Below are 12642 nucleotides of genomic sequence, written 5' to 3' on the forward strand. Positions count from 1 at the left end.
TGACATTAACGATTTATATCGATACACATAATCTTTCTGCTCTTTGCCTTTACCCTCGCCACCAAACACTGTATGTAAAAACAGTATACGATGAATTTCAAAATTGGCAAGTACTTCTATTGTTTATTTATATAAGGCTATAAATTACTTACATGCCGAATTGAGCGCTGGCTGTAATACATCAACAATGGCATCAATATGATCATCACGCTCATTTAACGCAGCAATATAATGGTACTGCTTACCACCTGCCTCAATGAAAACTTCTTTATTCTCACAAATAAGCTCTTCAAGGGTTTCTAAACAATCAGCACTAAAGGCAGGGCTCAAAATAGCAATATGCTTACTACCTTGCTGCGGTAATTGCTCTAAAACCTCATCCGTATAAGGCTGTAACCAGGGCGCATTACCAAAACGAGATTGAAAACAGCTAAGAAAGCATTCTTCAGAAATGTTAATGGTTTTATTAACTTGTGCAACAAGCAACTTAGTCGTTTCAAGACATTTGTCATAATAGGGATCTCCCCACTGACGAAATGCTTCTGGCATACCATGGTACGACAAAACAAATTTATCTGGCTGACCGTGTTGCTCAACATGTTCAATAATTGAATTGGCTAATGCGGCAATATACTTTTTATTAGTATGATAACCACTTAAAAAATGAATATTAGGCAGCCATCGCCACTGAGTTAACTCTCGACTAATGGCATCAAAGGTTGAGCCTGTTGTTGGTGACGCATATTGAGGATACAGGGGCAAGACAATAATATTTTCAACGCCCTGTTGTCTTAACTTTTGTAAAGCACTGCTAATGCTTGGCTGACCATAACGCATAGCAAGTTCAACCACCACATCTTCACCATACTCAGCTTGAAGGCGCGTAGCGACTTTATCACGCTGCTTTTTGCTTATTTCAATCAAAGGTGCGCCATTATCTGTCCAAATACTTTGGTATAACTTGGCAGACTTTGCTGGCCTTACTCGTAAAATAATACCGTGTAAAATAATCAGCCAGATAATGCGAGGGATTTCCACCACGCGCGGATCTGATAAAAACTCGCGCAAATAACTACGCAAAGCTGGCGCTGTTGGCGCTTCTGGAGAACCTAAATTAGTAAGTAAAACGCCTGTTTTTACCTTAGAGGTAACACCTAGGGCAGCGGAAAATCTAGACTTCATTATTATTGTTCCAAAAAATATACCAAGTGAAATAGTTATTTGACCAGTTCAGAGCTGTGTCAGGGAGGTGAGAATAAAGCAAATTGATGCCGCTGTAGTCATTCTCCAGCCAAGAAATTTGTGAAATTATCATCTTCCTGACAAGCTCCCAAGGGCGAGTTTAAAAGGCATATATGCTGTGTTATTGATTTTGACAAGGGAATAACCATTCTCTGCAATCAATGCCTTGCCTATAAGCCTTTTAATTCTCGCTGAATGATCAAATAATTAATTCAATTGGTATTCAAGGCGACTCATGCCGCCCTTATAAAAATGCCGAAATAACAAGTATTAATTACTCTACTTGATGATCTATAGATAACTCAATGATTTCTTGAGAATTCACGTCGATATTAAGTAACTGTCCTTTAAAGTCACCAGGCTTGATACCAACACCACCTTGACTAGAAACTATCGCATATAAGTGGACATTCTCGACACTACTTAAGTTAGTTTCAGGTGTCATAGCTTGTTGATTACTCAAGACAACTTGAGTGGGCAAATCACTCGACATCATTTTTACTACCGCAAGTGGTACGCGGCGACCATCAGTCGGTACAGCATAAACAAACACGACTTTATCTTCACTTTGCTCTAGCTGCTTAGCTATGCTATCTGACAAGGTAACATTCAGCTTAAGCTGCGGACCTGCAACGGCCTGCTGCTGACTTTGTGGCATATTCATGCGCTTATTCGCTTCTGCAATCGCTTCTTGCAACGCTGCGGTATTAACGCCAGGTTTATTTGCATCAATTACTAATTGCCAATGCACGATTGCCTGCTGGAAATTGCCCTCAATAAAGTTATGCATACCCAGTAATATATTGGTAGAAGGATCTGCCGGATCTAACGCTAACGCTTTATCTATATATTGCTGGACTTGCTCATCAATCTGTTGATTATTGCGATAATAACTTGCTTGCGCCTTAGTACCAATTAAATCAGCATGCTCACCTTCAATGCGAATTACTTGGTCAATCGCGGCAATGGCGGCATCAAAATCAGCAACGCTGATTAATGTTTGCCCTAAGTTATACCAAGCTTCACCGTCGTTCGGGTTATCTTTTAAGTGCAATTTCAATTCATCAATATAGGCCAATGCTTGTTGTGCTCTTTGCTCTTGGCTTTGCTGTGCAGACATATGTTGGCTATCTGCTGGCGCTTGACGGGTCAAGGTTTCATAAGTGCCTTGCTTGGTATATAAAGCAAATGAAAATGCTAATATAAATAAGCTTATGCCAACAGGCCAAAATATCGAAAATACTTGCTTATTAGCTTGTGTCGCCGCTTGCGTTGACTCTAAGTCATTGTTTTCAATATCTTGCAATAAGGTGCTGTCTAGCTCAGCTAATAAATATTGATAGTTCTCTTCATCGATACCACCATCAGCATAGTCTTGCTCAATTTCTTTCTTATGCTCGTGATATAAATCTATGTTGGTTTGCTTGCGTAAGCCAACATCTACACTGCTTTGATTTGCTTGCTTATATTGTTTAAAAAAAGGTCGCCAAACAACGGCTAACAACAAAATTAAACAACCAAGGCTTATCAGTACGAATTCCATAATAGTATCTACTTCTCTACTTATCTTTTAATAGCTGCTTTAGCTTATCTTGTTGCTCTGAGCTTAATGCCAGTTTTTCTTTGTTGGCCGGTTTTCTGCGAACGACAACAATCACGACAATAATTGCTAACAGCACTAACACCGCAGGACCAAACCACAATACATAGGTTAATTCAGATACTTTTGGACGATATAACACGAACTCGCCGTAGCGATTCACCATAAAGTCAACAATTTCACTATCTGCCTTACCTTGCTTTAATAAATCATACAGCTCGCGTCTTAAATCAGCGGCAATAGGTGAATTGGAATCAGCCAAGTTTTGGTTTTGACATTTAGGGCAACGTAGCTCTTTACTTAATGCCTGAAAACGAATCTTCATCACTTCATCTTCAAACACATAAGTATCTACCGGGCTTGCATTCGCTGTGCCGATAGCAGCTATTACTAGATAAAATGCAGTACACATCACTAAGATGCTTGATAATGTTTTATTCATCATAGTCATTAAGTTACTTTCCTTGCTGCTTTTCACTAATAAGCTGTGCGATCAAAGGCTCAAACTCTTTACGCCAAACACGAGTATCAATAGCACCTGCAAAGCGTTTACGAATAATACCGTGATGATCAATGACAAAGGTCTCTGGCGCACCATAAACACCTAAATCTAAACCTAAGGTACCTACGTCATCAAAAATAGAGAACATATAAGGGTCTTCATATACGGTCAGCCATTCTTGTGCTGCAGCGCGTTCATCTTTGTAGTTAAGGCCATACAGCTTTAACTGTGGATTTTTAGCAATATCAACTAAATATGGGTGCTCATATTTACACGTTGGACACCAAGTTGCCCAAACATTCAGTAAAACAATATCCCCTTTTAAATCAGCACTGGTGACAATTCTCTCGCTATTATTTAAGGTAGGTAAAGAAAACTGCGGCATAGGCTTGCCTACCAAGGCAGAAGGCATATCTTGTGGGTTTAATGACAAGCCACGATATAACACCACACCTAAAGCAATCACTAAAATAAGCGGTAAAAAACGAATTAACTTACCCATAGTTTATGCCTCCGATGGCTGTTGATTGATCACTTTATTAGTCACAGCATCAGCCACTACCGTTTTATTGGCTTTTGCTGACTTTCTTTGACGATAACGCTTATCAAACATAGATAAAATACCGCCAATACTCATAAAGATCGCCCCTAACCAAATCCAGCGGACAAATGGCTTGTAATGAATACGTACTGCCCAAGCACCATCAGGAAGTGGGTCACCTAGAGCAACATATACGTCCCTAAATAAGCCAGGATCAATACCTGCTTCAGTCATGCCCATAGTTTGTACGCGATAAGCACGGCGTTCAGGTTTTAATAAAGCAACAAAGTCACCATTTTTATAAACATTAATTTGACCTTGCTCAGCACTATAGTTAGGGCCTTCAACATGCTTAATGCCTTTAAATTCAATTTCATAACCTGATACCGACAGTTTCTCATCAACGGCCATTTTCACGTTCACTTCGTTCTCGTACATAGAAACGATGGTGACACCGACAATAGTGAACGCAATACCCGCATGAGCAACCGCCATACCTATATGACTCATGGTTAGCTTGCCAGTTTGCTTGTATTGATTACGTACTTCTTTCACGACAACTAGGAATACCCAGATAGCTAAAATCATGCCCATAGAAACTAGCGCATTAAACTCACCGCCATAAATAAACGGGAAAGCAATACCAGTAACAATACTGATAACTGATGGTTTTAAAATTTGCTTGCTTAACTCACCTTGTTTAGCTTTTTTCCAGCGAATCAGTGGACCTATGCCCATAACAATAAAGAGCAAGCTCATAATAGGGATAAATACCGCATTAAAGTACGGAGGACCAACAGAGATTTTACCGTAACCTAAGGCATCAATTAATAGCGGATACAAGGTACCTAGTAACACAGTTACTGTCGCAACCACTAAAATAACATTACATAAAAGCAAGGCAGTTTCGCGGGAGAAAAACGCAAAACGTGAAAAACTTGCCACGGTATTTGCTCTAAAGGCATATAAGGTTAATGATGCGCCCATGGCAATGGCTAGTAGCATTAAGATAAAGATACCACGAGATGGGTCTGCCGCAAACGAGTGCACAGAGGTGATGACGCCAGAACGTACTAAGAAAGTACCTAACAAGCTTAAACCAAAGGCAAATATAGCAAGAAGAATGGTCCAGTTTCTAAAAGTACCACGTTTTTCGGTCACGGCGAGCGAGTGAATTAACGCAGTACCAACTAACCACGGCATAAATGAAGCATTCTCAACTGGATCCCAGAACCACCAGCCGCCCCAGCCAAGTTCATAGTAAGCCCACCAACTTCCAAGCGCGATACCTAAGGTTAAGAACATCCAAGCGGCAACTGTCCATGGACGAGACCAACGTGCCCATGCAGCATCCATTTTACCAGACATCAACGCCGCAACAGCAAAAGCAAAAGCTACGGCAAAACCAACATAACCTAGATACAGTAACGGCGGGTGAACAATTAAACCAACATCTTGTAATAGTGGGTTTAAGTCTCTGCCTTCTACCGGTACATTTGGCCATAATCGTTCAAATGGGTTTGAAGTAAGTAAAGTAAAGGCGATAAAACCAACGGCTATCATGCCCATTACCGCTAATACACGTGTTATAAACTCTTCCTCAATACCATTTGAATATTTAGCAACAGCCATTGTCCAAGCGGTTAACGAAAATACCCAGAGTAATAATGAACCTTCATGTCCGCCCCATACAGCACTAATCTTAAAATAATAAGGTAAGTGACTATTTGAGTGACTGGCAATATATTTGACAGAAAAGTCATCGACAACAAAGCTATAAGCTAAGATAACTAAACTGATGGCAGTAAATATAAACATGCCAAAGGTTAATGGCTTAGCAAAGGTCATTAGTTTTCTAAGACCGCTATCTTGTGCACATTGCAAACCAATTAATGGCACTATGCTTAAACAAACCGCAAAAGCAAGCGCAATAATTAACGCAAAATGTCCGAGCTCAGGAATGAGGATTGGTACCAAATCAGGTATCATGTATTTCTCCGCTTTACTTCAAGAAAATGAATAACATTCTATTTCTTAACAAGCTATTTCAATCTAAGTTTAAAAAGAATGCCGATTTTAGCATTTTCGTCGCAAAAATATTAACTCAATTATCATGGTCAAGTTGTTTCATAATGTTACATCTTTACACATGTTAATTTAGTTTGCATTTCGCTGGCTATGGTATGATATCATGCAAAGTGATTATACGATCCATATCAAGAATTATTCGACAAACATGGGTTAATATTTGCCACAGCCTTTTAGATATAAGCTTTGAAAGAAATAACAGACGTGACCCAAGCACAAAAAAACATCGATAAAAATAAGCAAGTTAGTTTACTCAGTGGCGTAAATTTAACCTGCATTAGAGAAGAGCGTTTATTATTTGACGAGCTCAATCTAGCAATTAATGCCGGTGATATTGTGCAAGTTGAAGGGCCAAACGGCTCAGGAAAAACCAGTTTATTACGTATACTGGCCGGTTTATCGCAACCCTATGATGGTGATGTTTGCTTTAAAAACACGCCAATTAGTCATTGTCGTGAAGAATATCATCAGCACTTACTCTACTTTGGTCACTTACCCGGCGTAAAAGGTGAGATGAGCGCAGAAGAAAATCTTAACTTTAATCTAGCACTGCACGGCATAGATACCTCACAATGCTTAGAAAACCTAACCAAAGTCAACTTACTCGGCTTTGAAGATAGCCTAGCATCACACTTAAGTGCAGGCCAACACAGACGCATTGCTTTAGCACGCTTATACCAAAGTAGCGCACCAATTTGGATATTAGATGAGCCATTTACCGCCATCGACAAACAAGGTGTTGCCAGTTTAGAAGCGCTTTTTTCGGCACATGCAGCACGCGGAGGCTGTGTTATATTAACGACGCATCAAGATTTAATCACCATACCTGCTGAGCAAGTTAAGAAAGTCACCCTAGAATATGCTTTTGAGTAAGCGATGAGACATTACGCAGATGAATAGCAAAGCAGAACTAAGCCATAATCAAGAGCACACTATAATGACCAAGCAAAGTGACAAACAACAATCTTTGCCAACACTGTCTTATCGTCACGCCTTCTTACTGGTATTAAAGCGTGATTTAACCATCGCCTTGCGCCATCGTGATGATATTATCAACCCACTACTATTTTTTATTATTGTCGTGACTTTATTCCCGCTAGGAATTGGTCCTGAACAGCAAACACTCAGTAGAATTGCCCCTGGTATTATTTGGGTGGCCGCGCTTTTAGCCACGCTATTATCGCTTGATAGACTATTTAAATCTGATTACGCTGATGGCTCGTTAGAACAAATGCTACTTAGCCCTCACCCAGTCTTTTTGCTCGTGCTTGCAAAAGTTATTGCCCACTGGCTAATTACCGGTTTGCCGCTGATTTTTATCGCCCCCTTGCTAGCAGTATTACTCCACTTAGATGAGCAAAGTTATGGCGCGTTAATGTTAACTCTGCTACTTGGCACGCCGGTATTAAGCTTACTTGGCGCGGTAGGTGTCGCCTTAACGGTTGGCATAAAAAAAGGCGGCGTGTTACTCAGCTTGCTGGTTTTACCGCTTTATATTCCTGTATTGATTTTTGCCACCAGCGCAATTGATACCGCAGCACTAGGCCTTCCTTATAGCGGACAACTAGCTATTATTGCAGCACTATTTTTTGGTTCTATTACATTAGCCCCATTTGCTGTTGGGGCAGCTTTAAAAGTGAGTACAAACTAATGTGGAAATGGTTACATCCTTACGCAAACCCTGAAGTATCTTATCACTTCACTGGACGCTTATTACCTTGGTTTAGTGGCTTAGCCGCGATACTGCTTTCAATTGGTCTGGTTTGGGCATTATTATTCGCACCTGCTGATTATCAGCAAGGGGAAAGTTTCCGCATTTTTTACATTCATGTCCCTGCTGCTTCACTTTCAATGGGCATATATCTGGGTATGGCTATTGCCGCTTTTTGTAGCCTTGTTTGGCAACTAAAACTGGCTGACGCCTCTGCTGCTGCTATGGCGCCAGTAGGTGCAGTATTCACTGCAATCGCTTTAATTACCGGTGCTGCCTGGGGTAAACCTATGTGGGGTACTTGGTGGATTTGGGATGCCAGATTAACCTCAGAGCTTATTTTACTGTTTTTATATTTAGGTGTTATCGCCTTACACAGCGCTTTTGAAGATAAAAACTTAGCAGGTAAAGCGGCTGGCATTTTAACCTTAGTAGGCTCAATTAATTTACCTATCATTAAATACTCTGTTGAGTGGTGGAATACCCTTCATCAAGGCTCAACCGTAAGTAAATTAGGTAAGCCTGCCATGTCGTTAGATATGCTATGGCCTTTCTTATTTTGCTTCTTAGGTTTTTCAATGTTGGTGGCTGTGATTGTTTGTTTACGCTTTAGAAGTGAAATTTTAGCACGTAATAGTATTCGTCCTTGGGTACGTGAATTAGTTAGTGAACAAGCAACTAAATAAGTTAATTTATAATTAAGGCTAGCGAATAGCTGGAGAGAGCACATGCAATTTAGTAGTTTTAGTGAATTTATCAATATGGGTGGTTATGGCTTTTATGTCTGGCTTTCTTTCGGTGTCGCTGCCTTGCTACTTGTTATCCTGTTCTTAGACTCAAAATCAGGACATCAAAGAACCATAAACAATATTGCCAAACGCAAGCAACGTGAAGATAAACTGCGCCAAGCGCGTGAGCAACGTAAACAACAGCAAAGCCAGCAAGCAGCGCCTTAATAGCTTGTTAAATAGTTGGCTTACTAACCAGTTTTAAATTTTGTAATTGAGGTAAACCCATGAACCCACGTCGTAAAAAGCGTCTTGCCATAGTAGGCTCAGTGTTGATAGGCATAGGTGCCGTTGCCGGCCTAGTACTTTTTGCATTAAGCCAAAACATTGATCTTTTCTTTACCCCTTCTGAAATCACTCAAGGTAAAAAAGATACAGGTATGAAGCCAAGTATTGGTCAACGTATTCGTATTGGTGGCCTAGTTGTACCTGGCTCGGTTAAGCGTGATCCAGAAAGCTTAAAAGTAAGCTTTAAGCTATCTGATATGAAAACCCCAATGACTTTTGATGAAGGTGAGCCAAGAATAACTGTGTACTATGAAGGAATCTTGCCTGATTTATTTCGTGAAGGGCAAGGTATTGTTGCCAACGGCGAACTGGTTAAACATAACTTAACTGGGCTAAGTGTTGAAGCAACAGAAGTACTTGCTAAGCATGATGAAAACTATATGCCGGCCGAATTAGCAGAGGCTGAAGGTAAAGGTCATCACAAAGCAACTTACTCTGAAAAACAGCTAGAGAAAACACCTAACTAGCAATAAAAAAGCGCTAGCTAAATGCTTAGCTAGCGCAACATATCAAGTCATACTCTTTAAGCAAATTAAGCTACTAATAATCGCTTATTAGCCTATCACCAAGGCTATTGATCACTTCAACATCACCTTCACATAGCGCGACAATTGTCTTTCCTTGTTTAAAATCTTGCGGAATAATCATATCGCCGTAGGCATTCACCGCAAAGCTCTTCGTCTTTCGGTATAAGGTTAATTCACCATCACTACAATAAATGACTGTTACTTTGCGCTGCGCTTCACACATATATATTCAACCTCAGCTTCACATAAGCCATGTGTTTCTAGCAGTTATTTTTACTGACTTCTGCGTTACTTTGAAGAGAAATAGCCAGCTATTCCTACTTCAAAAAGCCTTGAATTCAGACAAAAATATCTAGCTAGAAATAACAAACAACAATAACTTTTTGATTCGGTTAGTTTTAGCACCATTTCTTATGCAAACCTGAGGTTGTTCAGCTAATCATGCTGGTTACCAGTTACGCGTATATTTCTATACATGGTCTTAGCACATTATGGTACGACCAGTTAGTCGACAACTAGTACAACCAGAAACCCATATTTAAAACACCAAAAAGCAATAACATGTATCCTATGTGAATATACTGTTTAACTCAGCAAAAATAAGGCATAAAAAAACCTCGGGCTAGCAAGCTAAACCCGAGGTCGATCAACTGACCGTTTAACGCACCCTCAACGGCTTAGCTTGTTAAACCACATGAAAGCCTAACAAACTAAACACTAGAGCAGATAACTAAGTAAAACGCCCCCGTAGTACTTAGCTAAAAATCACTTGTACCTTAACGACAAGCTTAAATAACAAATAAACAACAAAAACTTTATTTCCAAGAGCGCATTTTGCAGCCTTTTACTGCATAAAATAAAATAAACAGATAACAAGGTAGCATAACGATATAACCACCTTGTTGACCCATTGAGGTACCGCTTGCTAAGCCCCAAAATAAAGGACCAAATGCGCCGCCAGAGATACCCATCACAAGTAATGCCGAACCAACACTGGTTAACTTGCCCATACCAGAAAGTGCTAATGGAAATACTGCTGGCCAGACAATTGCGTTAGCTAAACCCAGAAAGGCAATCAAAATTAAGGTATCAGGGAATGCAACATCACCTAAAATAAACGATAAGGCATTAGCAATGGCAAAAGAGTTATTATCCCCTAAGACAACACCTAAACTAAGTACTACACCTAAAGCTGCCGAGACCATCAACGCAGTTTGTTGAGAGACATAACGAGGGATTAAGACAATACCTAAGATATAACCAATAACCATACAGCCCATAGTATAAGAGGTCATAACACTATAGTTTTCAACACCTAGTGATAGTGCAAAAGTACCTATGGTATCACCTGCAATCACCTCAACCGCGACATAGAAAAATAATGCCAGTACACCAAGTGCCAAGTTAGGGTGAGATAAGGCTTCTTTGATATGACCTTTGTTATCGCCCTCATCAGCTTCCTTTTCTAATTCTGGTAGAGGAGACTTTTTAACCGCAAAACCTAATAAACCAATAAATAGCGCCATACCTAAATACGGGAACACTAAAGCATTTGCCATAGCGTCAATCTTTTCTTGTGATAAATCACCACTGGCGGTATCACTAAAGCCACTTAAAATCAACGCGGTAAACACAATAGGCGCCACCACACCTGCACCTTTATTTAAAATTCCCATAATGGAAATACGCGCTGCTGCTGACTCTTCTGGCCCGATACGGACAACGTATGGGTTAACAGCAGTTTGCAATAAGGTTTGCCCTGCCCCCATAACTAATTGCGCAAATAAAAATAGCGCAAAGACTTGAGTTTTCGCCGCAGGAATAAACAATAATCCGGCAAGCATCATAGTTGCCATACCTAACGCCATACCATTTTTATAGCCAACTCTGCGGATAATGGCGGCAGAAGGTAATGCGGTAAAAGTAACCGCAATATAAAATGAAAACAGAATTAACGAAGCTTGAAATGGCGTTAATTGCAAAATTTGTTTTAAATAAGGCATCAATGAGCCATTGAGCCAAGTGGCAAAGCCTAAGATAAAAAACAGCCCTGCCACGATAATCATGGGTAAGGCATTACTTTTCTGCTTCTCTTGCTTATCTTGCGTAAGTGACATTTCCATAACTTCCTCGTAATTATTCGGTTATTGAGTATTTATAATTATTGTTATCTTGTATTTGTTTTTACAGTGCTTTACCTGAAATCCAGGTTTGTGACACAGTTAAGTCATCATTTAAAATGAGAAAATCTGCTTGCTTACCCACTTTCAGTTCACCGCGAACAACCTCTTTACCTTGATAGATATACTGAGCTGGATATAAAGCTGCCATTTTCAACGATTCATCAAGGCTGATACCTAGACCTTGATAGGTATTTTTTACCGCAGTTGCCATATCAAGTGATGAGCCAGCTAATTCACCCGTGGTTGATGTTAACTTGCCATCTTCCACATATACGGTGCGATCATACAAGGCAAACTGAGTTTGCTCTGTTCCTACTGGTGGCATGGCATCAGTCACTAAAAAAACTTTCCCTTGAGGTTTTGCCTTAATTGCGAGCTTACAGCTGGCATAATCAACATGGTGACCATCAACGATCAAACCACAACTTGTAGCATCGTTTAATAGTGCACAACCAACAACCCCCGGCTCACGCCCTTGTAGTGGTGACATGGCATTAAATAAATGAGTAAAACCACTGGCACCGGCATTGACCGCTTGCTCAGCTGTTTGGTAATCCGCATTAGTATGGCCGAGGCAAACCTTAATGCCGAGCTCAACCATGCGCTGAATTTCTGCTGGCGATACCGTTTCTGGTGCAATAGTTACCATCACCTCACCAATATCTTGGCGAGAAAGCACCTGCCACTCTTCATCTGAAATTGCTCGAATATAATCCGCGCAATGAGTGCCTTTTTTAGCAACAGATAAGTGCGGCCCTTCAAAATGCACGCCAATAATACCCGGAACATTTTCTTTAATTGCTTGAGCAATAGCATCGGCAGCTTGTGCCATAACCGACACTTTATCGGTAATTAATGTTGGCAGCATAGCGGTAGTACCAAACTTGGCATGTGCCGCCATAATAGTTTTTAACTTTGCTACGCTGGGCTGATCATTAAATAAGGCACCGCCACCGCCATTGACTTGCAAATCAATATAACCTGGCACAACTAATCCGCTAGCAACAATATCTACTTGGCTGGTATCTTCATCAATAGCCAAAATCTTGCCATCAGCAATAGTTAACACTTGCTCTTGTAAAAAGCGTTCACCATCAAATAATTTTGGCGTATGAATGCGTAATTGTGTCATTTATGATCCTAAAATTATGCTCTATTTAAACTAGTGTTTG

13 protein-coding genes are annotated in these 12642 nt (G+C 40.3%); 5 read left to right on the forward strand and 8 right to left on the reverse strand.

What is annotated here, in order from left to right; all coding sequences use genetic code 11:
* Positions 1-144: 144 nt before the first annotated feature.
* From hemH to EMK97_RS07095, 5 genes are all read right to left on the reverse strand, one after another.
* On the reverse strand, positions 145-1182 hold the full coding sequence (hemH, locus tag EMK97_RS07075) for a ferrochelatase (RefSeq protein ID WP_130600724.1): 1038 nt from the start codon (positions 1180-1182) through the stop codon (positions 145-147).
* A 334-nt stretch (positions 1183-1516) separates the two neighbouring features.
* Positions 1517-2785 (reverse strand): c-type cytochrome biogenesis protein CcmI, encoded by a 1269-nt coding sequence (gene ccmI / locus EMK97_RS07080; protein ID WP_130600726.1) that lies wholly within the window; start codon positions 2783-2785, stop codon positions 1517-1519.
* 16 nt (positions 2786-2801) lie between these two features.
* Positions 2802-3293, reverse strand: a complete 492-nt coding sequence (locus EMK97_RS07085; RefSeq protein WP_425462183.1) for a cytochrome c-type biogenesis protein — start codon at positions 3291-3293, stop codon at positions 2802-2804.
* 4 nt (positions 3294-3297) lie between these two features.
* Positions 3298-3846 carry a DsbE family thiol:disulfide interchange protein gene (locus EMK97_RS07090; RefSeq protein ID WP_130600728.1) on the reverse strand — a complete coding sequence of 183 codons (549 nt, stop codon included), beginning with the start codon at positions 3844-3846 and terminating at the stop codon, positions 3298-3300.
* Between the two features lie 3 nt (positions 3847-3849).
* Positions 3850-5874: a heme lyase CcmF/NrfE family subunit gene (locus EMK97_RS07095; protein WP_130600730.1), complete on the reverse strand. Its 2025-nt coding sequence runs from the start codon at positions 5872-5874 to the stop codon at positions 3850-3852.
* A gap of 324 nt (positions 5875-6198) precedes the next feature.
* Between EMK97_RS07095 and ccmA the strand changes: the two genes are divergently transcribed.
* From ccmA to ccmE, 5 genes are all read left to right on the forward strand, one after another.
* On the forward strand, positions 6199-6846 hold the full coding sequence (gene ccmA, locus EMK97_RS07100) for a cytochrome c biogenesis heme-transporting ATPase CcmA (RefSeq protein WP_130604410.1): 648 nt from the start codon (positions 6199-6201) through the stop codon (positions 6844-6846).
* Positions 6847-6910: 64 nt separating this feature from the next.
* Positions 6911-7624 carry a heme exporter protein CcmB gene (ccmB, locus tag EMK97_RS07105; RefSeq protein ID WP_130604411.1) on the forward strand — a complete coding sequence of 238 codons (714 nt, stop codon included), beginning with the start codon at positions 6911-6913 and terminating at the stop codon, positions 7622-7624.
* Positions 7624-8370 (forward strand): heme ABC transporter permease, encoded by a 747-nt coding sequence (locus EMK97_RS07110; RefSeq protein WP_130600732.1) that lies wholly within the window; start codon positions 7624-7626, stop codon positions 8368-8370. The genes ccmB and EMK97_RS07110 overlap by 1 nt, the downstream gene beginning before the upstream one ends.
* A gap of 42 nt (positions 8371-8412) precedes the next feature.
* On the forward strand, positions 8413-8640 hold the full coding sequence (ccmD, locus tag EMK97_RS07115) for a heme exporter protein CcmD (protein WP_130600734.1): 228 nt from the start codon (positions 8413-8415) through the stop codon (positions 8638-8640).
* A gap of 59 nt (positions 8641-8699) precedes the next feature.
* The gene (gene ccmE / locus EMK97_RS07120) at positions 8700-9227 is read left to right on the forward strand and encodes a cytochrome c maturation protein CcmE (protein WP_130600736.1); all 528 of its coding nucleotides are present in this window, start codon (positions 8700-8702) and stop codon (positions 9225-9227) included.
* A 73-nt stretch (positions 9228-9300) separates the two neighbouring features.
* Here ccmE and EMK97_RS07125 read toward each other — a convergent pair whose 3' ends face one another.
* The 3 genes from EMK97_RS07125 to nagA all read right to left on the reverse strand — a co-directional run bounded on the left by EMK97_RS07125 (position 9301) and on the right by nagA (position 12602).
* Positions 9301-9510 carry a TIGR02922 family protein gene (locus EMK97_RS07125; protein WP_130600738.1) on the reverse strand — a complete coding sequence of 70 codons (210 nt, stop codon included), beginning with the start codon at positions 9508-9510 and terminating at the stop codon, positions 9301-9303.
* A gap of 592 nt (positions 9511-10102) precedes the next feature.
* Entirely contained in the window at positions 10103-11410 is a 1308-nt protein-coding gene (nagP, locus tag EMK97_RS07130; RefSeq protein ID WP_170176732.1) for an N-acetylglucosamine MFS transporter NagP, read from the reverse strand.
* Positions 11411-11471: 61 nt separating this feature from the next.
* Positions 11472-12602: an N-acetylglucosamine-6-phosphate deacetylase gene (gene nagA / locus EMK97_RS07135; RefSeq protein WP_130600740.1), complete on the reverse strand. Its 1131-nt coding sequence runs from the start codon at positions 12600-12602 to the stop codon at positions 11472-11474.
* Between the last annotated feature and the right edge of the window lie 40 nt (positions 12603-12642).

It is taken from the genome of Litorilituus sediminis (genome assembly GCF_004295665.1).
Classification (GTDB): Bacteria; Pseudomonadota; Gammaproteobacteria; order Enterobacterales; family Alteromonadaceae; genus Colwellia; species Colwellia sediminis.